This is a genomic window from Phyllobacterium pellucidum (assembly GCF_013327855.1).
Lineage (GTDB): Bacteria > Pseudomonadota > Alphaproteobacteria > Rhizobiales > Rhizobiaceae > Phyllobacterium > Phyllobacterium pellucidum.
The window spans coordinates 797,174-820,928 of record NZ_JABUMX010000001.1 but is presented as its reverse complement, the minus strand read 5'-3'; the positions used below and the strand labels follow the sequence as shown (position 1 = coordinate 820,928).

At 60.0% G+C, this 23,755-nt stretch carries 30 protein-coding genes; 22 read left to right on the top strand and 8 right to left on the bottom strand.

Annotated elements, in window-relative coordinates:
* Positions 1 to 32 precede the first annotated feature (32 nt).
* Entirely contained in the window at positions 33 to 275 is a 243-nt protein-coding gene (locus tag HQ945_RS04015) for a type II toxin-antitoxin system VapB family antitoxin (RefSeq protein WP_174207673.1), read from the top strand.
* 3 nt (positions 276 to 278) lie between these two features.
* A complete protein-coding gene (locus HQ945_RS04010; RefSeq protein ID WP_174207672.1) occupies positions 279 to 674 on the top strand; it encodes a PIN domain-containing protein in 396 nt (131 codons plus the stop codon).
* A 14-nt stretch (positions 675 to 688) separates the two neighbouring features.
* On the opposite strand, the gene HQ945_RS04005 is transcribed toward HQ945_RS04010, so the two are convergent.
* On the bottom strand, positions 689 to 1,747 hold the full coding sequence (locus tag HQ945_RS04005; protein ID WP_174207671.1) for an SDR family oxidoreductase: 1,059 nt from the start codon (positions 1,745 to 1,747) through the stop codon (positions 689 to 691).
* A gap of 104 nt (positions 1,748 to 1,851) precedes the next feature.
* Between HQ945_RS04005 and HQ945_RS04000 the strand changes: the two genes are divergently transcribed.
* Positions 1,852 to 2,769, top strand: coding sequence for a LysR family transcriptional regulator (locus tag HQ945_RS04000; RefSeq protein WP_174207670.1), 918 nt, complete (start codon positions 1,852 to 1,854; stop codon positions 2,767 to 2,769).
* A 27-nt stretch (positions 2,770 to 2,796) separates the two neighbouring features.
* A complete protein-coding gene (locus HQ945_RS03995) occupies positions 2,797 to 3,222 on the top strand; it encodes an MAPEG family protein (RefSeq protein WP_027230155.1) in 426 nt (141 codons plus the stop codon).
* Positions 3,223 to 3,310: 88 nt separating this feature from the next.
* On the opposite strand, the gene HQ945_RS03990 is transcribed toward HQ945_RS03995, so the two are convergent.
* Positions 3,311 to 4,240: a hydrogen peroxide-inducible genes activator gene (locus HQ945_RS03990; protein WP_174207669.1), complete on the bottom strand. Its 930-nt coding sequence runs from the start codon at positions 4,238 to 4,240 to the stop codon at positions 3,311 to 3,313.
* Positions 4,241 to 4,377: 137 nt separating this feature from the next.
* On the opposite strand from HQ945_RS03990, the gene HQ945_RS03985 reads away from it, so the two are divergent.
* Positions 4,378 to 5,874: a catalase gene (locus HQ945_RS03985; RefSeq protein ID WP_174207668.1), complete on the top strand. Its 1,497-nt coding sequence runs from the start codon at positions 4,378 to 4,380 to the stop codon at positions 5,872 to 5,874.
* Between the two features lie 56 nt (positions 5,875 to 5,930).
* Here HQ945_RS03985 and HQ945_RS03980 read toward each other — a convergent pair whose 3' ends face one another.
* Positions 5,931 to 6,143, bottom strand: coding sequence for a PIN domain-containing protein (locus HQ945_RS03980; protein ID WP_113281816.1), 213 nt, complete (start codon positions 6,141 to 6,143; stop codon positions 5,931 to 5,933).
* A 57-nt stretch (positions 6,144 to 6,200) separates the two neighbouring features.
* Positions 6,201 to 6,461 carry a type II toxin-antitoxin system Phd/YefM family antitoxin gene (locus HQ945_RS03975; RefSeq protein WP_174207667.1) on the bottom strand — a complete coding sequence of 87 codons (261 nt, stop codon included), beginning with the start codon at positions 6,459 to 6,461 and terminating at the stop codon, positions 6,201 to 6,203.
* Between the two features lie 119 nt (positions 6,462 to 6,580).
* Here HQ945_RS03975 and HQ945_RS03970 point away from each other — a divergent pair, with 119 nt between their 5' ends.
* The 8 genes from HQ945_RS03970 (at position 6,581) to HQ945_RS03935 (ending at position 12,680) form a co-directional block, all read left to right on the top strand.
* Positions 6,581 to 7,870 (top strand): RsmB/NOP family class I SAM-dependent RNA methyltransferase, encoded by a 1,290-nt coding sequence (locus HQ945_RS03970; protein ID WP_113281878.1) that lies wholly within the window; start codon positions 6,581 to 6,583, stop codon positions 7,868 to 7,870.
* A 45-nt stretch (positions 7,871 to 7,915) separates the two neighbouring features.
* A complete protein-coding gene (locus HQ945_RS03965; RefSeq protein WP_027230152.1) occupies positions 7,916 to 8,374 on the top strand; it encodes a TspO/MBR family protein in 459 nt (152 codons plus the stop codon).
* Complete coding sequence (locus HQ945_RS03960; protein ID WP_246272502.1) at positions 8,361 to 9,014, top strand: 5'-methylthioadenosine/S-adenosylhomocysteine nucleosidase; 654 nt, start codon at positions 8,361 to 8,363, stop codon at positions 9,012 to 9,014. Before HQ945_RS03965 ends, HQ945_RS03960 begins: the two co-directional genes overlap by 14 nt.
* 129 nt (positions 9,015 to 9,143) lie before the next feature.
* A complete protein-coding gene (gene guaA / locus HQ945_RS03955) occupies positions 9,144 to 10,706 on the top strand; it encodes a glutamine-hydrolyzing GMP synthase (RefSeq protein ID WP_027230150.1) in 1,563 nt (520 codons plus the stop codon).
* 117 nt (positions 10,707 to 10,823) lie between these two features.
* Entirely contained in the window at positions 10,824 to 11,183 is a 360-nt protein-coding gene (locus HQ945_RS03950; protein ID WP_113281814.1) for a YciI family protein, read from the top strand.
* Positions 11,184 to 11,434: 251 nt separating this feature from the next.
* The gene (locus HQ945_RS03945; RefSeq protein ID WP_113281813.1) at positions 11,435 to 11,764 is read left to right on the top strand and encodes an ArsR/SmtB family transcription factor; all 330 of its coding nucleotides are present in this window, start codon (positions 11,435 to 11,437) and stop codon (positions 11,762 to 11,764) included.
* Complete coding sequence (locus HQ945_RS03940) at positions 11,761 to 12,225, top strand: SRPBCC family protein (protein WP_113281812.1); 465 nt, start codon at positions 11,761 to 11,763, stop codon at positions 12,223 to 12,225. Before HQ945_RS03945 ends, HQ945_RS03940 begins: the two co-directional genes overlap by 4 nt.
* 38 nt (positions 12,226 to 12,263) lie before the next feature.
* Entirely contained in the window at positions 12,264 to 12,680 is a 417-nt protein-coding gene (locus HQ945_RS03935; RefSeq protein WP_113281811.1) for a GFA family protein, read from the top strand.
* 8 nt (positions 12,681 to 12,688) lie between these two features.
* On the opposite strand, the gene HQ945_RS03930 is transcribed toward HQ945_RS03935, so the two are convergent.
* On the bottom strand, positions 12,689 to 14,116 hold the full coding sequence (locus tag HQ945_RS03930) for an MFS transporter (RefSeq protein WP_113281810.1): 1,428 nt from the start codon (positions 14,114 to 14,116) through the stop codon (positions 12,689 to 12,691).
* Between the two features lie 121 nt (positions 14,117 to 14,237).
* On the opposite strand from HQ945_RS03930, the gene HQ945_RS03925 reads away from it, so the two are divergent.
* The 5 genes from HQ945_RS03925 (at position 14,238) to HQ945_RS03905 (ending at position 17,527) form a co-directional block, all read left to right on the top strand.
* Positions 14,238 to 15,143 (top strand): LysR family transcriptional regulator, encoded by a 906-nt coding sequence (locus HQ945_RS03925; protein ID WP_113281809.1) that lies wholly within the window; start codon positions 14,238 to 14,240, stop codon positions 15,141 to 15,143.
* Positions 15,144 to 15,188: 45 nt separating this feature from the next.
* Positions 15,189 to 15,500: an ArsR/SmtB family transcription factor gene (locus tag HQ945_RS03920; protein WP_113281808.1), complete on the top strand. Its 312-nt coding sequence runs from the start codon at positions 15,189 to 15,191 to the stop codon at positions 15,498 to 15,500.
* On the top strand, positions 15,497 to 15,829 hold the full coding sequence (locus HQ945_RS03915) for a hypothetical protein (protein ID WP_113281807.1): 333 nt from the start codon (positions 15,497 to 15,499) through the stop codon (positions 15,827 to 15,829). Before HQ945_RS03920 ends, HQ945_RS03915 begins: the two co-directional genes overlap by 4 nt.
* A gap of 36 nt (positions 15,830 to 15,865) precedes the next feature.
* Entirely contained in the window at positions 15,866 to 16,480 is a 615-nt protein-coding gene (locus HQ945_RS03910; RefSeq protein WP_091919517.1) for an ATP-dependent Clp protease proteolytic subunit, read from the top strand.
* A gap of 210 nt (positions 16,481 to 16,690) precedes the next feature.
* Positions 16,691 to 17,527, top strand: coding sequence for a bifunctional allantoicase/(S)-ureidoglycine aminohydrolase (locus HQ945_RS03905; protein WP_091919515.1), 837 nt, complete (start codon positions 16,691 to 16,693; stop codon positions 17,525 to 17,527).
* 9 nt (positions 17,528 to 17,536) lie between these two features.
* Here HQ945_RS03905 and HQ945_RS03900 read toward each other — a convergent pair whose 3' ends face one another.
* From HQ945_RS03900 to HQ945_RS03890, 3 genes are read right to left on the bottom strand one after another with little or no spacing between them, the layout of a single operon-like run.
* Positions 17,537 to 18,058: a SixA phosphatase family protein gene (locus HQ945_RS03900; RefSeq protein ID WP_113281805.1), complete on the bottom strand. Its 522-nt coding sequence runs from the start codon at positions 18,056 to 18,058 to the stop codon at positions 17,537 to 17,539.
* 14 nt (positions 18,059 to 18,072) lie between these two features.
* Positions 18,073 to 18,357 (bottom strand): acylphosphatase, encoded by a 285-nt coding sequence (locus tag HQ945_RS03895; RefSeq protein WP_113281803.1) that lies wholly within the window; start codon positions 18,355 to 18,357, stop codon positions 18,073 to 18,075.
* A gap of 15 nt (positions 18,358 to 18,372) precedes the next feature.
* Positions 18,373 to 18,705: a hypothetical protein gene (locus HQ945_RS03890; RefSeq protein ID WP_091919512.1), complete on the bottom strand. Its 333-nt coding sequence runs from the start codon at positions 18,703 to 18,705 to the stop codon at positions 18,373 to 18,375.
* 148 nt (positions 18,706 to 18,853) lie between these two features.
* On the opposite strand from HQ945_RS03890, the gene HQ945_RS03885 reads away from it, so the two are divergent.
* The 4 genes from HQ945_RS03885 (at position 18,854) to HQ945_RS03870 (ending at position 23,749) form a co-directional block, all read left to right on the top strand.
* Positions 18,854 to 19,573 (top strand): GntR family transcriptional regulator, encoded by a 720-nt coding sequence (locus tag HQ945_RS03885; protein ID WP_091950265.1) that lies wholly within the window; start codon positions 18,854 to 18,856, stop codon positions 19,571 to 19,573.
* Between the two features lie 48 nt (positions 19,574 to 19,621).
* Positions 19,622 to 20,728, top strand: a complete 1,107-nt coding sequence (locus HQ945_RS03880; RefSeq protein ID WP_113281801.1) for an enolase C-terminal domain-like protein — start codon at positions 19,622 to 19,624, stop codon at positions 20,726 to 20,728.
* A gap of 1 nt (position 20,729) precedes the next feature.
* Positions 20,730 to 21,914, top strand: a complete 1,185-nt coding sequence (locus HQ945_RS03875) for a mandelate racemase/muconate lactonizing enzyme family protein (protein ID WP_113281799.1) — start codon at positions 20,730 to 20,732, stop codon at positions 21,912 to 21,914.
* Between the two features lie 173 nt (positions 21,915 to 22,087).
* Complete coding sequence (locus HQ945_RS03870) at positions 22,088 to 23,749, top strand: ABC transporter substrate-binding protein (RefSeq protein ID WP_091919507.1); 1,662 nt, start codon at positions 22,088 to 22,090, stop codon at positions 23,747 to 23,749.
* Positions 23,750 to 23,755 lie beyond the last annotated feature (6 nt).

The following is a 23,755-nucleotide window of genomic DNA, read 5'->3' as shown; positions in this document are numbered from 1 at the left end:
ATTTTATACCCTTATATACCAAGGAGAATATAGTGCCGCTCTATATCAAGGACGATACGATTGATGAACTTGCGCGCCGGTATCAGGCGTCCATCAAAGCTCCCTCGAAGACCGATGCGGTACGTCTGGCACTGCAACTCGCATTGCATGAGCAGGAGGGCAGACCCCTGCTTGCCGATATTGCCGCAAATTTCGCTCGCGAGCTGCGCCGGTCCGGCCATCCGGAGAAGGGCCGGTCCACCGACAAGGCGTTTCGCGATAGCCTTTACGAGTAAGCTGTGTTCATCAACGCATCAGCCCTCGTGGCAATGATGACAGACGAAGATGATGCGCGTTCTCTCGCAGCGCGCATGCAATTTGCTGCCAACCGAATTACGTCGCCTACGGCAGCGTGGGAATGCGCAGTCAATGTTGCGCGCATTCTCGATATTTCCCTTCCCGCAGCGACGTCCGCGGTCAGGGACTTTTTAGTGTTGATGGAAATCGAACTTGTACAGATCCCCCCTCAAGCCGCTTTCCTCGCACTTGAAGCTTATGACCGGTTCGGCAAGAACCGACATCCCGCCAATCTCAACTTTGGCGATTGTTTCGCTTATGCGTGCGCGCGTCACTACGGCGTACCTTTGCTATACAAGGGCAACGACTTCACGAAGACCGATATCGCGGCTGGCTGAGTCCTCGCACACCTTCAGGGAATGATGTTCCTGTCGCGAAGATCGCGGAAAACCCGCATGAACATTTCCTCGGTGTCCACATATTCGTGGAAGCCGGCGCGCCTGAGTTTTGTGCCGTCCGCAAAGAAATCGTAGTTCCAGCTGAAAACAGCATCGCCGAAGCCCCATGACGAAACCTCCTCATAGGGCGTTTCAAAAAGGTTGTGCTTGTCGATCATCCGCTTCCAGAGATCCGCTTTGTCCGCCATCACGACCCCGAGCGCCATCGGAAGCGGCGGCGCAACCTCGAGGTCGAAGAATTTCGCGATCTTCGGCCACATCTCGCTCCAGCGGAAAAGGTCGCCATTATTGATGTTGAAGGCCTGGTTGCCACATTGCGGGTGCGTCGCGATGAATACGGTTGCCCGCGCCAGAAGACCGGCGTCAGTCATTTCTATAAGGCTGTCATAGGCGCCGGGCTTGCCGGGGAAGCGCAAAGGTATGCCAAGTTCCCTGGACATCGACCCATAGACGGCGATGACGGAAGCGAGGTTCATCGGGTTGCGCAGGGCAAAGCCGATCACCACGGATGGGCGCAGCGCCGACCACGTCCAGGTCTTGCCCCTCTGCAGGGCTTCGAGAAAATCCTGCTGATCGATGTTGAACTCCGGCGGCATGTGATTGGCGTCGGTTTCCCGCGCCGGCGTCTTGAATGGCCCGAGATGCGCGCCGTAGACCTTGTATCCCTGCATGAGGCTGATGTGCTTAAGACGCGGTGCGATAGGCTCGATGGCATTGACCACATTGATCAGCATAGCGAGATTGGGCGGCACGAGCTCGGCCCAACTCGGCCTGTCCTGGTAGGCCGCGTAAAAAATGTGGGTTGCGTCGGTGAGACCCGCGAGTTTGTCCCTCGTATCATCGACGTCGAGCAAATCGACGGCGATGTGGGTTAGCTTGCCTGCCGCATTTCCGCTGCGCCGTGAAAGTCCAACGATCTCCCAGTCGCCGAGTTCGGCCAGATGGGCGATGAGATTGCCGCCAATGATCCCGTTGGCCCCGACGACAACCGCCTTCTTCCGTTCCGATTCCATTTGTGCCTCCTTGATCTGCTTCGAAGGCTAAAATGATTTATATGTTTCAATTTATGTAGACGCGCGATATTTATAACAATCATAAGTGAAGGTTTGAGGCCGTCATGGATCGTTTTGCGGCTATGAAGACGTTCGTTCGGGTTGCGGAGCTGGGCACGCTCTCGGCGGCGGCGCGTGAACTTGGTCTGACCCAGCCCGCCGTAAGCCAGCAGGTCATGGGGCTTGAACGACACCTGAATGCGCAGTTGCTGCATCGATCCACCCGCCGGCTGGCTTTGACGGAAGCCGGCGAGGCCTACTACCGGGAGGTGCGTGCGATCCTGCAATCCGTCGACGAGGCGGAGGAGAGCGTGGCAACGGCAACGATCGGCCTGCGCGGCAGCCTCAGGGTGCATGGTCCGGTCGGCTTCGGCCAGATGCATCTTTCCCCGGCCGTCATCGAATTTCAGCGGCTGCATCCGGACCTTGTGATCGAGCTAGTCCTTGACGACCGCATCGCCGACGTAATCGCCGAAGGGGTCGACGTCGCCATCCGGCTTGGCGAACTCAAATCGTCCGGGCTGATTGCCCGCAAGCTTGCAACGTTCGAGCGCATCCTCGTGGCTTCGCCTGGCTATCTTGCCGAACATGGTACGCCGCAATCGCCGGACGATCTCATTCATCATCGGCATGTCCGATTCGCGTGGACGCCGCTCGGAGAGGCGATCCCGCTGATTGGGCCGGCAGGGCCTGTCACCGTCCCGGTTCGATCGACCTTTCTTGCCAACAACGCTTTCGTGCTCAATGACGCGCTTTGCGCAGGTCTCGGCATTGGCGGCGCACAGGTGCCGCTCGTCAAAGCGCATCTCGACAACGGCCGCTTGGTCCGGGTGCTTCCGGACCATGCCTACGCGCCCCTCGATATCCACGCGGTCTACGCGACCTCCCGCTTCGTCCCACGCAGGGTTCGCGCGTTCATCGATCATCTTTCGACTTCTATGGCGAGGATTGAAGGCTTGCACATGATCCACAAGCCTGACTAGAACGTATTCAACGATGGAGGGCTATGGATGTCACAGACCGCAATTTTCTGGCCGATGATCGCGCTAACCTTTCTGATCTGCTGCGTTTACGCCGTGGTATTTCTGCGTCGGCGCGAGGCTGTAATCAGCGGTCAGGCGAGGCCGTCGGACTTCAGGTTGCCGCTCAACGAGCCCGAAGCAAGCGTCAAGGCAATTCGCAATCTGATCAATCTCTACGAACTGCCGGTTCTCTTCTACGTCGTCTGCCTGTCGCTGTATGTCGTCAACGGCGCCAATATTCTTGCCGTGGTTCTCGCCTGGCTTTTCGTCGTCTCGCGCGTCGCGCATACGATCGTGCATATCACGTCCAACCGCCTGAGGCTGCGGCAGCCGCTTTTCATGGTCGGGTTTATTCTGAACGGTGCACTATGGGTTATGCTGGCGCTGCATCTCGCATTGCCGCCCGTCGCATAGGTTCCTCCCAATCACACTACATCATCCTCGGGATCTCGACCTGAGGACCATGCTTGCCGAAGTCGGACCTGATGACGCTAGTGGAGGACTATGCGGCGAGCGTCTTCAATTCGTCCGCCGAGATGGCGAGTTGCCTGCCGCAATCGACGATCGTCGCGGCGAGCGCCTCGAAATCATCGCGCCGCTCGCTCTGCTTGCGCCAGATCAGGCCGATATCTCGCGCAGGTTCAGGATCAGCGAAAGCCACAATCCGCACATTGTTGCGCGTTGCTTCCGTGCGGACGGCGATTTCCGGTATCAGGGTCAGGCCCATGCCATGGCTGACCATTTGCAGCAGCGTCGCCATGCTCGTCGCGCCGTAGCTGACGAGTTGCCGCCGCTTCACATTGGTGCAGACAGCGAGCGCCTGATCTCGCAGGCAATGGCCTTCCTCCAACAGCAACAGGCGTTCGACGGCGACATCCTCCTGGGTCATCGGCGAGGTCAGGACATCGATATCATTGGTCGAGGTCGCGACGAGAAAACGGTCGCGAAACAGCGGCCGGGCGATCGTCCCTTCCGATTCGATCGGCAAGGCAGCGACCAGCGCATCAAGATCGCCGAGGCGCAAATCTTCGATAAGTTTGGAAGTGACCGCTTCGCGCAATTCGATTGATAGCTCGGGATAAGCCTCATGCAGGGCGGGGACGAGCAACGGCAGGAGATAGGGCGCGATTGTCGGTATGATACCGAGCCGCAGCTGACCCTTGAGGATGCCGCGCTTTTGCGCTGCAAGCTCTTCAAGTGAACGGATCTCATCGAGAATCGTGCGGATGCGCGGCAGGAGCCGCTTGCCCATGTCGGTGAGGACAACGCTTCTGCGGGTCCGCTCGAACAGCGCCGCACCGAGCCGCATCTCCATTTCAGCGATCTGGGCCGAAAGCGCCGGCTGGGAAATACGCGCCATTTCCGCTGCCTTGCGGAAGTGGAGCGTCGTGGCGAGGATCTCGAAATAGCGCATTTGCCGGACGGAAAACATGATAAGAAAATCCTATCAATAATTATTCTAAATACAATTGGAAACTATGATTAGAATGGTTCTATGGTGCGCGCGGATGCGGCTGCGCTGCACCGTGGGATTCTTTTTTTCAACATGAAGATATTAGGGAGAGGCCAATGGCTGATCGTCCGACATTGACAACAACTGCCGGTGCGCCGGTTTCCGATAACCAGAACAGCATCACCGCCGGCGAACGCGGCCCGGTGCTGATGCAGGACTACCAGCTTCTCGAAAAGCTTGCGCATCAGAATCGCGAGCGCATTCCCGAGCGCGTCGTGCACGCCAAGGGCTGGGGCGCCTTCGGCACCCTGAAGATTACCGGCGATATTTCCCGCTACACCAAGGCGAAGGCGCTGCAGCCGGGCGCCGAAACGCCATTGCTCCTGCGCTTCTCGACCGTAGCCGGCGAGCTTGGCGCGGCCGATGCCGAGCGCGACGTGCGCGGCTTTGCCATCAAGTTCTATACAAGCGAAGGCAACTGGGACCTCGTCGGCAATAACACGCCGGTCTTCTTCGTGCGCGATCCGTTGAAGTTTCCCGACTTCATTCACACGCAGAAGCGCCATCCGCGCACCAACATGCGCTCGACGACTGCCATGTGGGACTTCTGGTCGCTTTCACCGGAAAGCCTGCATCAGGTAACCATCCTGATGTCTGATCGCGGTCTGCCTGTCGCCCCGATGTACATGAACGGTTACGGTTCGCACACCTATTCATTCTGGAACGACCAGGGCGAGCGCTTCTGGGTAAAGTTCCACTTCAAGACCCAGCAGGGCCACAAGTTCTACACCAATGCCGAGGCTGAAAACCTGATCGGCAAGACCCGCGAATCCTATCAGGAAGAGCTGTTTGGCGGCATCGAACGCGGACTGTTCCCGAAATGGACTGTTCAGTTCCAGGTCATGACGGAAGCCGAGGCCGAGAGGACTTCCTATAACCCCTTCGACTTGACCAAAGTCTGGCCGCACGGCGAATTCCCGCCGATCGAGATCGGCGTCATGGAACTCAACCGCAACGCCGACAACTATTTCGCCGAGATCGAACAGGCGGCCTTCTCGCCATCGAATATCGTTCCTGGCATTGGCCATTCGCCCGACAAAATGCTGCAGGCGCGCGTATTTTCTTATGCGGATGCCCATCGCTATCGCCTTGGCACGCATTATGAAGCGCTCCCGGTCAATGCACCGAAATGCCCGGTCCATCACTACCACAAGGATGGCCCGATGAATTTCTTCGGCCAGAAGACCGGCAATGTCGATGCCTATTACGAGCCGAACAGCTTCTCGGGAGCTGTCGAACAGCCCGCCGCGAAAGAACCGCCGCTGCCCCTGTCGGGTGCTGCCGATCGTTATAACCACCGCATCGGCAATGACGACTATGGTCAGGTCGCGGCGCTGTTCGGCCTGTTCGATGCTGGCCAGAGGTCGCGCCTTTTCTCCAACATCGCCGCAGCGATGGAGGGCGTTCCGGGCGCGATTGTCGAGCGTCAGCTGGCACATTTCAAGCGCGTTCATCCGGACTACGAGGCAGGTGTCCGCGCCGCGCTGAAGGAAGCGCATGGCTATGAAGCAAGCTCGATCTCGCAGGAAGAAAAGTCCGAAGCGGCCGAATAATTACGCTGCATCGATCTGAACCGAGAAAAGCCGGGGCAACACGCTCCGGCCTTTCTTTATGGCTGCAACGCCAGCGGATGATCGATCAGGGCGCGGTCAATCGTCGCCAAAGCCAACCCCTCGACATGGCACTGCGCAAGCAGCAGCCGATCAAACGGATCGCGCGTAGTTGGTCCCGGTTGGGCCGCAATAACGACATGGCGCGCCTCGATTGGCAAAAGCGCAATCCCGACGGCATCGATAAATCCGACAATGTCATCGAGCGGCATACCCGGATCGAGTTTTGCTAGCTGGTCTTCATTTAGAAGTGTCGAGCAGGACGTGCATCAATTATGCGGAGCAATGAGAAAATCTTCAGGTAGCTCGGCGTCAAAATCCTCGGCAATATAGGGTACCGGCTGCTTGATTCCTCTTGCCCGCAAGTAGGTTTCACCAGCCATGAGGTCGAGCCCGCCACGCTTCTGGTGCGGGATGATGTCAATCACCGGCCGTCCGTTGCGAGTGACAACAATCGTCTCGCCCTGCTCGACTTCGCGGGCAAGTTCGGTCAGCCGGTTCTTGGCATCGCGTATGGAAACTGTTTTCATCAAACAAAAGTGGCTGCATGTAGCCACTTCGTCAAGGCGATCGTGGCGTTGATACGCTCCGGCTTTTCTTTATTGCCGCGGCCATGTATGCGACAGGGAAGACAGAAAAAGGAATGCACATGCGACTTGGCGGACGCCTGCAGGCGGCAATCGAAGTTTTGGACGATATCGAGAACCGCAAGCGGCCGGCCTCCGATGCCTTGAAGGATTGGGGCCTGTCTCACCGTTTCGCCGGCGCCGGCGACCGCGCGGTCATCGGCAATATCGTCTACGACGCCCTTCGCCGTAAGCTCTCTTTGGGTTGGCGCATGGATAGCGATGCCGCCCGCCACATCGCTTTCGGGGTTCTGCTTTCCGATGCCGAACTCGACATGGACGAGATCAATGCAGCGCTGGACGGCGACAAGTTTGCTCCCGCGCCGCTCGAAGCCGAGCGCCGCTCGATCTGGGAAGCGCGTGACCTTGCCTCGGCGCCTGACAACATCCGTGCCGATGTTCCGGAATGGTGCGTGCCGCATTTCGAGGCGATATTCGGCGATCGTTGGGTGAGGGAGGCGGCAGCTCTCAGCGACCGTCCGCCCGTGGACCTGCGCGTCAACACGCTGAAGGCCGACCGCGACAAGGTCCTGAAGGAACTGGCGCGGGCCGGCGCCAGCGCTGCGCCGCTGCTCGAAACCGCGGTGCGCGTCCCGCCTTTGCGGGCCATGGGGCGCCATCCCAACGTGCAAGCCGAGCCGGCCTTCCAGCGCGGGCTCTTCGAGGTGCAGGATCTGGGCTCGCAGATTGCGGCAAAGCTCAGCGATGCCAAGCCCGGCGAGCAGGTGCTCGACTATTGCGCCGGGGCGGGCGGCAAGACACTCGCGCTCGCCGCTGAAATGGGCAACAAGGGGCAGATCCATGCCTATGACGCCGAGCGCCAACGGCTCGCGCCGATCTTCGACCGACTGAGGCGGGCAGGGGTGCGCAACGCGCAGGCCCACGCAAATGTCGAAGACCTCGCGGTGCTCGAGGGGCAGATAGATCTGGTACTCGTCGATGCGCCGTGCACGGGTTCGGGAACGTGGCGCCGGCGGCCCGATGCGAAGTGGCGCCTCAGCGACCAGCAGCTTGAGCGCCGCGAAGTCGAACAGCGCGAGGTGCTCGACGCCGCCAAGGCCTATGTCAAGCCAGGGGGCAGGCTCGTCTATATCACCTGTTCCCTGTTCGCGCCGGAAAACGGCAACCAGGTCGATGCTTTCTTGAGCAGCAACCCAGCCTATGAACGCGTCGACACAAAGCCGCTATGGGACCGTGCGGTCAGCGAGGCCAAGGCTCTTTCCCCGCTTTTCAAGGACGGAACAGCAATCCTTTCGCCGCTCGCGACCTCGACGGACGGGTTCTTCATTTCAGTTCTCAAACGAGAAAAATAACATTACAAAAGCCGCAAGGCACGTCCTCCAGCAGAAGGTTCGAGCATGTCCCGTTCCATGGCGCTTCTCTTGTTTCTCGTGTTGGTTATCGGCGGTGGGCTCGCCATAGGCTACATCACGCTGCCCGGCGAATGGTATGCGGGTCTGGTGAAACCGTCGTTCAACCCGCCGAACTGGATCTTCGCCCCCGTCTGGACAATTCTCTATATATTGATCGCCATTGCCGGCTGGCGCGTCTGGGACTACGGCCTACCACGGCCGCAGCAATTCTGGTGGGCTCAACTCGTTCTGAACTTCCTTTGGTCGCCGACATTTTTCGGCTTCCAGCAGATGGGACTGGCGCTGATCGTCATCAGCCTGTTGCTCGTCGCGATCATCGGTTTCATAAAGGTGACATGGGAGCCGGACCGAAGTTCCGCGCTGCTTTTCCTGCCCTATCTCGCCTGGGTGGCGTTCGCGACACTTCTCAACGCATCGTTGTGGATGCTCAATGCAACAGGATGACATGTACGCTTACCTGACGCCGATCGCCGGAAAAAACGTCGTCTTCGCCATGGCTGTCGATGCCGAATATGGTCCGCATCTGCGAAGACTGTTTACCCCGATGATTACCGGGGTTGGTCCGGTCGAGGCGGCGGTAAGCGTCGCCGCAACGCTTGCGAGCCTCGCTGCCAACCGCGCGCTCCCTGATCTTGTCGTTTCGCTTGGCTCGGCCGGTTCGCGCACGCTCGAACAGGCCGAAATCTACCAGGTGACGAACGTCAGCTACCGCGACATGGACGCCTCGCCGCTGGGGTTCAAGAAAGGCGCGACGCCCTTCCTCGACCTGCCGGTTGTTGTTCCGCTGCTGCTTCGCATTCCGGGCGTCAAGGAGGCTTCCCTGTCGACGGGCGCCAACATCGTCTCCAGCGAGGCCTATGACGGCGTCCACGCCGAAATGGTCGACATGGAGACGTTTGCCGTGCTTCGGGCCTGCCAGCGTTTCGGACTGCCGCTCATCGGCCTGCGCGGTATTTCCGACGGCAAGGAGGAACTGCGGCATCTCAACGACTGGAAAGAATATCTCCATGTCATCGACGAGAAGCTTGCCCTTGCGGTCGAGGCGATGGGCGCGGCGTTGGCAGACGGGCGCATTGCTGTTTGAGGGAATTCCAGCGGCCCGTTGAATCAAAATCGCAAGCTCTTCATCTCTTCCCTAAACAACTGGAATCACTTTTTCAGTGCGGCGTGGTAACCCATTGCACCGACTCGACATTTGCTTTAAAGGCCCGCCATGAACACTCCCGTGCACCCAGATACAGTCCTCATCGTCGATTTCGGCAGCCAGGTTACACAGCTGATCGCCCGCCGCGTGCGCGAGGCCGGCGTCTACTCCGAGATCGTTCCCTTCCAGTCTGCCGCCGAGGCTTTCCACCGCATCCGTCCCAAGGCTGTGATCCTTTCCGGCAGCCCGCACTCGACCGTCGACATCGGGAGCCCGCGCGCCCCGCAGGACGTTTTCGATGCAAACATTCCGGTCCTTGGCATCTGCTATGGCGAGCAGACCATGTGCGCCCAGCTTGGCGGCAAGGTCGAGGGCGGCCACCACCGGGAATTTGGTCGCGCCTTCCTCGATATCCAGGAGGAGTGCGCGCTGTTCGAAGGCGTCTGGGCCAAGGGCACACGCCACCAGGTATGGATGAGCCATGGCGACCGCGTGGTTGAAATTCCGGAAGGCTTCAAGGTCGTGGGCACATCGACCGGCGCGCCCTTCGCGGCGATTGCCGACGAGGCGCGCAAATACTATGCCGTCCAGTTCCACCCGGAAGTCGTGCACACGCCGGATGGCGCCAGGCTTCTCCAAAACTTCGTCCACCGCATCGCCGGTATCGAGGGCGACTGGACGATGTCGGCCTATCGCGAGCAGGCCGTCAATGCCATCCGCAAGCAGGTGGGCGACAAGAAGGTGATCTGCGCGCTTTCGGGCGGCGTCGATTCCTCCGTGGCCGCCCTTTTGATCCACGAAGCCGTCGGCGACCAGCTGACCTGCATCCTTGTGGATCATGGCCTGATGCGCAAGAACGAAGCCGCCGACGTCGTTCAGATGTTCCGCGAGCACTACAATCTGCCGCTCATTCTCGTCGACGCCTCGGAGCGCTTCATCAGTGCGCTCGAAGGCGAAGCGGACCCTGAAAAGAAGCGCAAGACGATCGGCAGGCTTTTTATCGAAGTCTTTGAAGAAGAAGCCAAAAAGCTCGGCGGCGCCGATTTCCTTGCGCAAGGCACGCTTTACCCGGACGTCATCGAAAGCGTCTCCTTCACCGGCGGTCCGTCGGTGACCATCAAGTCGCATCACAATGTCGGTGGTCTGCCCGACCGCATGAACATGAAACTGGTCGAGCCCTTGCGCGAACTCTTCAAGGATGAGGTGCGCGTGCTCGGCAAGGAACTAGGTCTGCCGGACCATTTCATCGGACGCCACCCATTCCCGGGTCCGGGTCTTGCCATCCGCTGCCCGGGCGGTATCACGCGTGAAAAGCTCGAAATCCTGCGCGAAGCCGACGCCGTCTACCTCGACGAAATCCGCAAAGCCGGTCTCTACGACGTGATCTGGCAGGCCTTCGCCGTCCTTCTGCCGGTACAGACCGTCGGCGTCATGGGCGATGGGCGCACCTATGAGTTTGTCTGTGCGTTGCGCGCGGTTACCTCCGTCGATGGCATGACGGCGGATTTCTACCACTACGATATGGGCTTCCTCGGCCAGGCGGCGACGCGGATCATCAATGAAGTCAAGGGCATCAACCGCGTTGTCTATGACGTGACTTCAAAGCCGCCCGGCACAATCGAGTGGGAATAGAATTTTCCCGGCGAGCCTCGTTCGTCTAAAAAATCCCGACCCTTGTCGGTTTCCGAAAGCCCCGTTCGTCGTTTCTATGAATGGCCGATGACATCGGCTCAAACAAGGAGACAGACGATGCGTGTGATGGTTTTGGTAAAGGCGACCGAAGACAGCGAAAAGGGGCTTCTTCCCACGACCGAAATGTTCGAGGCCATGGGCAGGTATAATGACGAACTGACCAAGGCGGGAATCTTGCGCGATGCCGATGGGCTCAAGCCGTCCTCACAGGGCAAGCGCGTTGCGTTCGATGGGGCGAACCGCACGGTTATCGACGGTCCATTCGCCGCACCGCGCGAACTGGTCGCCGGCTTCTGGCTCTGGGACGTCAAGGATATGGACGAAGCGGTCGCATGGGTGAAGCGCTGCCCCAACCCCATGCCCGGACCGAGCGAGATCGAAATCCGTCCGCTTTATGAGATGGCTGATTTTCAATGACGAACCGCGGCGGTCGTAGGTTTAGCGCGGCTTTCACGTTGACATGATGTGTTACGCCCCCCGGGATTTCGCCCGGGGGGCGTGTGGAATTCGTAACGAGGCCAAGCGAAAGCCTTTTCGGTGTCGGTCACGACCGACACATCCGTTGCTGATAGCCGCATGGCTTCAACCACGATGTATACTCGCTTCAAATACGCTCCAACTTTTAAATTAGCGTTGACTAATGAATTAGCATTCACTAATGTATCCTCATGCTCGATGCTGCTCCCATCACCAACGTCATGCGTACGCTCGCCGATCCAACCCGGCGCGCCGTGTTCGAGCGGATCGTTCGGACCGATGAAATCACGGTGGTAGAGTTGACGCGGGGAAGCGGGGTTACGCAGGGCGCCATATCTCAGCACCTGAAGTCGCTGAAACGTGCCGGCCTGGTTGCCGAACGGCCCGAGGGGCGCAACGTCTATTATCGCGCCAGGCCCGAAGGGCTGGAGCCGCTGTTCGACTGGATGAACCACTACGGCGTCTTCTGGCGCGAGCGGTTCGCCAATCTTCGCAACCTTCTCAAGGAGATCGATCCATGAACGACGCCGCATTGAACGCCGATACACACGACATCGTCGTCGACGAGGTCTTCCCGCATGCGCCGGAGGCGATCTGGAAGACGCTGACCACCGGCGCATTGATCGGCCGCTGGATGATGGCGGCCAAGGGTTTTGAACCCGTGAAGGGCAACCGCTTCACCTATCAGACAACACCGGCGGGTGAGTGGGACGGCACCATTCATTGCGAGGTTCTCGAGGCCATACCTAATGAACGCTTCGCCTATGCCTGGAAAGGCGGTCACGAGAGCAACACCGGCTATGGCTCGCGCCTCGACACGATCGTAACATTCGTCCTGAAACCGGTCGAAAACGGCACGCGGCTCACGCTGACCCATTCCGGCTTCATCACGCCGAAGAACGATACAGCGTTCAGGAGCATGAGCGAAGGCTGGAGAAAGATTATCCCGCGTATCGGCGATGTCGCCGACGAAACGAACTAACTTCCCAATCCGGACATAACCATCCTTGGAGGAAACTCATGAGCAAGCCTTATACCGGCGGCTGCGCCTGCGGCGCCGTTCGCTATGAAATCGCGGCTGAACCCGTATTCTCTAACGATTGCCAATGCCGTGACTGCCAAAGGCGCAGCGGAACCGGACACGGATCCTACATGACCTTTGCCGGCGCTAACCCGAAACTCAGCGGCGAGGCGAAGCTGTGGGCGCTTGCGGGCGACAGTGCCAACATAAAGTCGCACGGCTTTTGCCCGACCTGCGGATCGCCGGTCTATCTGACCTTCGGGACCATGCCGGAGTTCTTTACCATTCATGCGGCAAGTCTCGACGATCCGAACCGCTACGTGCCGCAGGTCGTGACGTACGCCATGCGCGCACTACCCTGGGATCATGTCGATCCGGCCCTGCCAAAGTTCGACAAGATGCCACCGGACATGTGATCTCATTGTTATTCCGGGCGGATGGTCGCGGTTCGCATGGCGACCGCAAGTGCAACGAGCGCCAGAACCGCAGCAGCCGCGAAGGTCACATGCATGCCAGCAATGATCGCATCGGCAGGTGCTGCCGCGATATCAAGCGCCGAGGATGCCCGGGCAAAAACCGCCCCCATCACCGATGCGCCGGTAATCAGGCCAAGATTGCGGGAGAGGCTGAGCATGCCCGAGACGACGCCGCGCTGATCGGCGGCGACGTCCTTCATGGTCGCGGTATTATTGGCCGCCTGAAACAGGGCATAGCCCGGCGTGAGGATGGCAATGGCAGTTATGTAGCCGGCAATGCCGAACGTCGCCGGTATCAGGCAGAGCGCAAGTGAACCCGCCACCATAATGGAGAGGCCGGCCAGAATGATGGCGCGCGTACCGCGGCGATCGACCATCCGCCCCGCCGGCACGCCGCTCAAGGCTGAGATGATCGGCCCGCCCGACATGACAATGCCGACGAGGGCGGCGCTCAGCCCAAGCCCGCGCGCCAGGTAGAAGGGGCCGACGACCAGCGTCGTCATCATGACGGTCGAGACGAGCCCGTTCATGGCAAGGCTGCCGCTCAAAACCCGGCTGCGCAGTATCGCCAGCCGAACCAGAGGAGATTTCGTCCTTTTCTCCACAAGCACAAAAAGCATGCCCGCCACAACCGCAAGCCCGATCAGGCCTGCGCTGAAGCCGCCGAATCGGCCCCGACCAATCGTCATCGCCAGGGCATAGGCGGCAAGTGTCACCGCCAGCAGCAATGTGCCCGGCAGGTCGAAGCCGGTGCGGGTTGCAAGGCCTTTGCGGCTTTCGCCCGGCAGATAGCGATAGGCGAGGATGAAGTTGGCGATGCCGAGCGGCAGCATCACCAGAAAGATCGCGCGCCAGCCAGCGCCGGCGATCAACACGCCGCCGAGCGAAGGACCGAGCGCCGTTCCGATTGCCGACATCGTTCCGAGCAAGCCCATTGCGCTGCCGATCCTTTCCTTCGGAATCGTATCGCCAACAAATGCGATGCTGAGCGACATCAGGATAGCCGCTCCAAGCCCCTGCGCCGTGCGGGCGGCAACCAGCATCCACAATGTGGGGGCCGCGGCGCACAAGGCGGAGGCAAGGGTGAACAGCAGGATTCCGGCGAGGAGCACCTGCCGATGGCCGACAACGTCCCCGAGGCGTCCCACGCTTACGATGCAAACCGTGACGGCAAGAAGATAGGCGAGGATGATCCATTGCACGTGCTGGAACGGCGCGGAAAATGCCTGCGCCAGCGTCGGTAACGCGACGTTGGCGATGCTGACGCCGAGGGCAGCAAGCAGCGTCGAGAGTGCAAGCGCGGTGAGCGTCAACCGAGCGGATACCTCCTTGCTTCCGGCTGCCGGTTCCGTTCGATCAATCGCCATCTGGTCCATCCTTGGGCTCCTTGCCACTTCGCCCGGTAGGCTAAGCGCTTGCGACAGATGGCGGAAGACGCAGCATTTGCACTTCAATCGTGCGTTTGACGCCATATCTCGAAGTCCTTATTGTTGTGACATGACGCCGCCCGACCTGAACCTGCTCGTTACGCTCGATGTGCTCCTCGCGGAGGGCAGCGTCGCGCGCGCCGCCAAACGTCTGAGACTGAGCCCATCGGCGATGAGCAGGGCGCTCGCGCGTCTGCGCGAGACGACAGGCGACCCGCTCCTTGTACGTGCCGGGCGAGGTCTTGTCCTGACACCGCGTGCTCTTGAACTACGCGAGCGCGTGGGTCCACTCGTGGAGGATGTGCGGGCCGTTCTGCGCCCGCGGGAATCACTCGACCTCAGGGGCCTCAAGCGAAGCTTTGCCCTGCGCACCAGCGACGGCTTCGTCGAAACGTTCGGGCCGCAACTGATGGCACGGGTCGGCGCAGAAGCGCCGGGTGTACGCCTGCGTTTTGTGCAGAAGGCCGACAGGGAAAGTGCCCCGCTTCGCGACGGCACCGTGGATCTTGAAACAGGCGTCGTCGGCAAGGCAACGAGCCCGGAACTGCGCATCCAGACGCTGTTCCGCGATCGGTTCGTCGGTGTGGTTCGCAAAGGCCACGCACTCGCCGCGGGCGAGGTGACCACCCGGCGCTACGTCGGGGGGCGGCATGTCAGTGTTTCGCGGCGCGGGGTCGACAGGGGACCCATCGACGAGGCCCTGGAATTGCTGGGGCTTGAACGAGAAATCGTGGTGACCGTCGGCGGGTTTGCGAGTGCGCTGGCGCTTGCCCGCGGTTCGGACCTGATCGCCAGCGTGCCGGAACGGCACACGAGCGCCTTGCGCATGGGCATGCACAGCTTCCCGCTTCCGGTGTCGATGCCCGTCGTCACCGTTTCGCTTCTTTGGCATCCCCGCCACGATGCCGATGCCGCGCACCGCTGGCTGCGAAACTGCGTGCAAGCGGCCTGCGCCGAACAAGTCGAGCAGGAATAAACTGGCTCGCTTGACATTGAGATAAGTGTTTGCTTATCTCAACCCATGGAACAAATCGTTTTCAAAGCCCTTGCTGATCCGACGCGCCGGGCCATTTTTGAAAAGCTCGCAGCCGCGCCGCAGAACGCCACCGAGTTGCGTCAAGGCTTAGGCATAACCCAGCCTGCCATGTCGCAGCATCTTTCGGTCCTGCGCGAAGCGCGGCTTCTGAAGGAGCGCCGCGAAGGGCGGTTCACCCAATATGAAGTCGAGCCCGATGGCCTTTTGATATTGGTCAACTGGCTTGCCAAATATCGCACCTATTGGCCTGATCGCGCTGCCGATCTGGCGGACCTGCTCAAGGAGATGGACCAGTGAATGAAGCCCCGTCACGTTCCGAGCCACAACTCGAATTTAGCTTCGAATTCGAGGCCGACCCAGACAAGGTTTGGAAGGCGATCAGCGTCGAAGCCTTTCGCAAGCGCTGGCTCCCGGACCAGAATGTGCTCGAGGTTCTGCACGAAACGCAACGCGAGCAACTTGAGTTGCTGATCGAGGAGACCGAGCCGCCGCACCACCAAGGCATTGTGACTTTCAGCGTACGTGCAAATGGCCGTGGCGGTACCATTTTTGGAATCGTTCACCGGCGAACCATAGCCCGGGTGGCTGCGAACGACGCCGTGCCAAGAATGCTGCTCGCCGCTTAATACTCAAAACATCAATCGGAAATCTGGAGGTTGCGCATGCGCGACACGATGCAACTCGTCCCCATGGTGGTGGAACAATCCTCGCGTGGAGAACGCTCATTCGATATTTATTCGCGCTTGCTGCGCGAGCGTATCGTTTTTCTGAACGGCGAGGTGAACGATGCCATGTCGGCAACCGTCTGCGCGCAGCTGCTTTTCCTCGAAGCGGAAAACCCCAAGCTGCCCATCGCGCTCTACATCAATTCCTATGGCGGCGTTATCACCAGTGGGCTTGCCATGTATGACACCATGCAGTTCATCCGCGCTCCCGTACACACATTGTGCATGGGAACTGCGCGATCGATGGGGTCTTTTCTTCTCATGGGCGGCGAGCCGGGGCACAGGGTTGCCTTGCCGAATGCCAGCCTACATGTCCATCAGCCGCTCGGAGGATTTCAGGGCCAAGCGTCCGATGTCCTGATCCATGCCGAGGAAATGGCACAGGTTAAACATCGCATGATCACACTTTACGCCAAGCATTGCGGGCGAACCTACGAAGAGGTGGAACGGACACTTGACCGCGACAAGTTCATGAACGCCGAGCAGGCGGTGGAGTGGGGGTTGATCGACCGGGTGCTGACGTCACGAAACAACGACATGGAGGCGCGCTAGGGAGGGACGCTCCTCCCTGATCGGCCGATAGGTAGGAGCCGCTGGCCTGCCCTGTCGCATCAACAAATTTTGACCGGCCGTGGCTCGCGTTAAACGTGCAAGCACTTTCAATTTTTTAAGGGGTATGAATCGGCCCTTGTTTGGCTATTGAGGAAGGCGTTATCTGGATTTCGAGGCCCGCCTTCGGCGGGAGACGCAGAGGAAATGGCCATGGCTCAACGAACCTATTCCGCTCCCCACGGGGGCGCACCCGCGCAAACGCAGCTCCTGACAGACCGCGCGGTGTTTACCGAAGCCTATGCCTTGATCCCCAAGGGCGTGATGATGGATATCGTCACAAGCCTCCTGCCGTTCTGGGACGACACCCGGCTTTGGGTGCTTTCGCGTCCGCTCTCCGGCTTTGCCGAGACATTTTCGCAATATATCATGGAAGTAGCGCCCGGCGGCGGCAGCGAGCGGCCCGAACTCGACGCTGGCGCCGAGGGCGTGCTTTTTATTCTCGAAGGCGAACTGAGCGTCACGCTCGATGGCAAGAAGCAGGTGATGCAGCCCGGCGGCTTTGCCTTCATCCCGCCGGCAAGCAACTGGAAAGTTCGCAACGAGAGCAGCGCCCCGGTCCGCTTCCAGTGGATCCGCAAGGCTTATGAAGCCGTCGAAGGCATCGACATGCCGGAAGCCTTTTTCGCGAATGAAGCGGATATTGCGCCGGCGCCGATGGCGGGCACAGAGGGCAAGTGGGCGACGACGCGTTTTGTCGATCCGTCGGATCTGCGCCACGACATGCACGTGACGATCGTGACTTTCGAGCCTGGCGCCGTCATTCCCTTTGCCGAAACCCACGTCATGGAACATGGCCTCTACGTGCTCGAGGGCAAGGCCGTCTATCGTCTGAACCAGGATTGGGTTGAAGTGGAGGCGGGCGATTTCATGTGGCTCCGCGCCTTCTGTCCGCAGGCGTGCTATGCCGGCGGTCCGGGCAAGTTCCGCTATCTGCTCTATAAGGATGTCAACCGCCACATGAAGCTCAGCCTGACGCCGCGGCGCTAGGCTCGGTTTTTAGTTTGTATCTTCGAGCGACTTCGGCGTCTCGAACCGCTTGAGTTCGCCGCGGTCGGTTTCAACAGCTGTCCAGTCCTTGGCATTGAAATCAATCACGGCAATGCCGGCGGTCGGGAATTTTTCGCGCAGCCGCGAAAGATCGGGTTCGGGCCCACCAGCCACGTGCTGGCGTGCGAATTCTTCAAGGCCGGGATTATGACCGACAAGCATCAGGGTCGAGATGGTGGGGGGCGCCTGCCGGACAACGTCGAGAAGCGCGTTGACGGGGGCATCGTAAAGGCGGGGCTCGGCTTTCCATTCGAGCTTTGCTCCAAATTCGGCGGACGCAAGCTCAAAAGTCTGCATGGCTCTTCGCGCGGTCGAAACGAGGGTAAGATCGGGAAGCAAGTCCTGCCGCGCGAGGAACGCACCCATCAATGGCGCCGTCCGCCGGCCCCGTTTGGCGAGCGGCCGTTCATGGTCCTCGACGCCGGCCGGCCATTCCGATTTTGCGTGCCGAAAGAGGATGAGCCTGCGCATCGAAGTCCTCGCATTTACGACGTTATCCGAAACTCCCCCGACAGATTTTCTGGCTCTGCAATCTCAGACACGACATCCTTTACCGACGCACCGGGCGGCCCCTGCCAGAACCGATCGAGCATCGAGGATACCGCGTTATCCGGCCCCTCGATAAAGGCCAATACGCTCCCGTCCGGTTCGTTGCGGACCCAGCCCCCCAATCCGAGCTTGCGCGCTTCCATGCGCGTCCAGACGCGGTAGCTTACGCCCTGTACGCGGCCCGATATGCGAACCATCTTCGCCTGATGCTCCTCCGGCATCGCGTCTCCTGCCGATTATTCGGTGGCGGACCCGAATGTTATCAATCCGACCGCAAGTATAGCAAAGATGATGCCGAAGGATTGAACAATCGACAGCTTCTCGCCAAAGAAAACCAGCGCGATGAGATTGACCGCAATAAGCTGGATGACAGCCGAGAGGCTGAACGCCGATGCCATGCCGAACTCGCGTACCAGACGCAGCATGATGAGATTGCCGACGGAATAGAGAACAATGGTTAGAACCAGCTTCGCGTTGCTCGGCGCCAGCGCCCATGCCTTTGCGCACGTCGCGGCGAGCAGGAACGTGAATGTCGAAGCGGTGAGCTGCAAAAAGCCCGTCAAAGTCATGTCGATCTCCGGTGGATAGGTACGCGTTACGTCTCGGTCAGTCTGCTGTTAAAGCGGTCAGATCGACATGTCGATGCTAATGCTGCGAGTTCTCGATTGCAATATTGTCGACAATCTGATTTTCTTGCATCGGAACGAGGATCCATCCATGAGCGCTACGGATTTTGACCCCATTGTCGATACGACCCGTAGGGCCGAGATCGTCAGCCTGCTCAAACGGGCCATCCTCACCGGCAAGCTCGAACCTGGCCAGAAACTCAACGAACTGCGCATCTCCGAACAGATGCGGGTGAGCCGCGCGCCCTTGCGCGAAGCCATGCGCGAGTTGGTCCAGGAGGGCATTCTTACCAGCATTCCCTATGCGGGCACATTCGTGATCGAAGTGACGGCGAAGGATATCGAGGATGCCTATTCGCTCAACCAGGTTCTCGACGAATTTGCCATCGAAAGAACGTGGCCGCTCCGCACCGAGGTCTTCTTTGCCGAACTTGACAGACGTCATGCTGCGGTGAAGCAGGCGACCCTCGACATCGACACGACCAGGCAGATCGAGACGGCGCTGCAGCTGCACGGCCTGATCTATGAATGGGCCGATCACCCGCTCCTGCTCGATACGTGGCAGCGCCTCACCAGCCGCCTGCAGATGTATTTCGCCTTGCATCAACGGGCACGCAACGAACCGGTGCCCTCGCTCGACGTGCACGAGGAATATGTGCGTCTTCTCAAAGGCAAGGACATGAAAGCGGCGCAGCGGCACGCCCGTGAGCACATCGCCCTCGATTTTGAGGAACTTGTTGCTTTTGCGCGCGGGCTTGAGGAGAGGCAGGCCGCCAAGAAGCCGGGGAGCCGCAAACGCCTCGACAATTGAGCGCGGACCGCAGGCGCTCTCCACACAAAGAACACGGGAACGGTTATCGTGCAGATCAAGTCCATCAAAGCCTACAGTCTTATGCAGCCCTTCGTCGGCGGCCGCTACAATATGTCGAAGGGGCGTGGTGCCGACGGTTTCGATGCAATCTTGGTTTCTATTACCTCAGACACCGGCGTGACCGGCTGGGGCGAGATGGCGCCACTTGGAAACTTCTATTCGGCTGCCTTTGCGGCAGGCGCCAGGGCAGGGGTTCCGGAGATCGCACCACATCTGCTCGGCAGGGATCCTCGCGGGCTCGCGCAGATAAACCGCCTGATGGATAGTGTCTTCAACGGCCACCCCTACATCAAGGCTGCCTTCGACATGGCCTGCTGCGACCTCACGGCCCGCGCCGCCGAGGTGCCGCTGGTGACGATGCTCGGCGGCCGCGAAAGCGACATGGCCGATCTCTACAAGGTTGTCACCCACGGCTCCGTCGACGCGATGGTTGATCTTGCCAGGCGCATCGTCGGCGAAGGGTTTCATCGCCTGCAGGTCAAGGTCGGCGGCAAGGTCCACGACGATATCGAGCGGGTGACGGCCGTCGCTGCGGCGGTGCCGAAAGGTACAGTGATCTTCTGTGATGCCAATGGCGGCTGGACCGCCTATCAGGCGCGCCAGTTCGCCGATGCGACACGCGCCATCGACTACACGATGGAGCAGCCGTGCCTCGCGATCGACGATTGCCTCTCCGTCCGCCGTTCGCTCGACAAGCCCATGGTGCTCGATGAATCGGTTACTTCGCTCGAACAGATGCTCGAAATTCATCGCAAGGGCGCGGCTGACGGACTGACCCTCAAGATCTCGCGGCTCGGCGGCGTGACCAAGACCCGCCAGATCCGCGACGTCGCGGTTGATCTCGGCTTCATGATCACCGTGGAAGACACGGGCGGCGCCGAGGTCGACACGGCTGCCATGGCCCACCTCTCGCTGTCGACGCCGGAAGAACGGCGCATGCATGCCATCGCCTTTCACGAATGGGTGACGGTTCGCACTGCACGCAACGCGCCCCCGGTCGTCGGCAGCCGCATGGGCGTGCCGGACGGTCCGGGGCTCGGCATTGATGTTGATCCCGATCTCCTCGGCAAGCCGTTTCTCGAATTGAGCCACTGACATGAAAATCCGCCGCATTGCCGCGACCCCGATCAACCTGACGCTCGAAGCGCCCTATGTCTGGGTATTCGGCGAACTCGATGGCTTTTCGCCAACCATCGTCGAAGTCGAAACCGATGACGGGATTATCGGGCTCGGCGAAGCGCCGAGTTCTGCCGCCGCCGCGATCATCAATGACACGCTGGCGCCTCACCTGATCGGGCGCGATCCGATCGATATTGCCGGCGCCGAGAACGTTTGCCTGCCATTCTGGACCGGCGTCCAGAGCATCAACGATCGCACGCGCATCCTCGCCTTTGGCGCAATCGAGATGGCGCTCTGGGACATTCGTGGCAAGGCCTGGAACCAGCCGCTCTATCAATTGCTCGGCGGGGCGGTGCGCAAGGAAATACCTTTCACCGATTATTTCTCCCTGCGCGGCGATGGCGCGGCCACGATTGGCGAGAAGACCCCGGAGGAAGTTGCCGACTATTGCGTCGAGCTCAACGAGCAGTTCGGGACCACGTTTTTCGAGGGAAAGTTCTCGACCGAAGACCCGAAGGTCTCGCTGCGTATGCTCGAACTCATCCGCAAGAAGCTCGGCGACGATGTGATGCTGCGAATCGATTCCAACCAAGCTTATTCACTTGCAACTGCTCGGCAACTTGTGCGAGCCTTGGAGCAGCTGAACGTTCGCAACTGGGAAGATCCTGTCGCGACAATCGAGGAAATGCGTGAATTGCGTCGCCATTGTTCGATACCGTTCTCGACGCACAACATCGACATTGCCCGCGCCATGGAATTGCGGGTGCCGGACGCGATTGTCGGCAACCCCGCGACCCACGGCGGCATCGGCCGCCTCGTCCGCTTCATTGGCGCCTGCGAACACGCCGGCATCGATTTCTGGTGCTATAGCGGCGATTCGGGCGTCGGCAGCGCCGCTTACCTTCACCTCTGCGCGGCGCTCGGCTGGATAAGGGAGCCGAACCAGTCGCTTTTCCGAATGCAAACCACCGACGTCATCGAGGAAGGGCCGTTTTCACCGCGAAACAATGTCGTTCCAGTGCCAGAAGGGCCGGGACTCGGAGTTACACTCGATCGGGACCGCCTTGCTGCCTGCCACAGGGATTTTGCCGAGAACGGCCCGAAGAACAAGTATCACGACTCTGCGAAGCCCGGTACCTACCGGCGCTTGCCGCTGAACTGAAAAGGAGAATTTTCGCTTGCTGCCTGACCCGGCGCCCAGACCGGGCATTACGCGATCGGAGGAAAAGGCATCTTAAGTTTGTCGGTCACGGACGATCCGGCAACTCGGCGACCAGGAGCGCTGCCTAACTCATCGTTCGGTTAAAACATGATCCAGGGGAAAGAGCAGAAGCCATGAAAAATTACAAGTTCCTCGATATGCTCCGGCGCGGCCGGACCGATCTCGAAAACCATCTCATCGACGGCCTGGTCGACGGCAGGGTAAGCCGCCGAGAATTCATTCGTCACGGCAGCCTGCTTGGCCTGTCCCTGCCTTTCCTCGGCAGCGTCGGATTCGCCGCCGGCATGGGCGGCATGCCCAGCCTTGCCCGCGCGCAAGGCACGGCCGGCGCCACGATCCGCGTTGCCAGCAGCGTGCCTGCCGCGGCGATCGAACCTGTCAGCGTCGCCGATGCCGGCGGCTTGCTCATGTTGCAGCAATGCGGCGAGTTCCTGTGCCTCGATGGCCCGGATCTCGTCCTGAAGCCGATGCTGGCCGAAAGCTGGAAGCCGAATGACAAGGGTGATGTCTGGACCTTCAATCTGCGCAAGGGCGTCAAATTCCACAGCGGCGGCGAGATGAAGGCCGACGACGTCGTGGCGAGTATCGATCGCCTCGCCGACCCGGCGAACTCGTCCAATGCGCTTTCGGTCTTTACCGGGTTCCTGCAGAAGGGCGCTACCAAGAAGATCGACGATTACACGGTCGAGTTCCACCTCGACGCGCCAAACGGCAACTTCCCCTACATGGTGTCGTCGGACAACTACAACGCGATCATCATTCCTGCTGATTACAAGGGCGATTTCGAGAAGAACTTCAACGGTACCGGGCCGTTCAAGCTCGAGAAATACACGCCGAAGGTCGGCGCATCTTTTGTGCGCAATGAGGACTATTGGGGCGAAAAGGCACTCCCGGCACGGACGGAATTCACCTTTTTCGGTGATATCCAGCCGATGATCCTTGCGCTTCAGGGCCGTCAGGTCGACGTAATCAACCAGATGCCGGTGCTTGCCGGCGTCGCACTGCTCACCGATCCGAACGTCGAAATCATCAGCCTGAAATCCGTGGCCCATCACCAGGTCCACATGCGCACGGACATGGACCCGTTCAAGGATCCCCGGGTGCGCCGCGCCGTAGCGCTCAGTATCGATCGCAACAAGCTGCAAAAGGGGCTGATGCGGGGTCGGGCCTCGCTTGGCAATGACAGCCCGTTTGCGCCGGCCTTTCCGTCAACGGATACGACCGTTGCGCAGCGCCAGCAGGATCTGAAGCAGGCAAAGGAACTGATGGAGGCGGCTGGAGCCGGCAAGGGTTTCAAGGTTACGCTCACCACCGAGCGCTATCTGGAAATTCCGGAATATGCCCAGCTCATCCAGAATGCGGTCAAGGAGATCGGCATCGACCTCCAGCTCAACATTCTCGATCAGGGCGCCTATTACGGCGATGCGGTGTTCGGCAAGTCCAACTGGCTCGATTCCGTCATGGGCATCACCGACTACGGCCATCGCGGCGTGCCCAACGTCTACCTCTCCGCGCCCTTGAAGAGCGAAGGCACGTGGAACTCGGCGCATTTCAAGAACAAGGACTACGATACGCTCGCTGCCGGATACATCGCTGCGCTCGACCTTGAGGCGCAGAAGGAGACGGCCGGCAAGATACAGCGGCTGCTGCTCGAGGAAACGCCGGTCATCTTCGGCTATTTCTTCGATTACCTGACGGCGACGGCAAAGGGCGTTTCCGGCGTACAGCCGACGGCAATGTCGCAGAACTATCTCGACCGCGCCTCGAAGGCGTAAGGGAGG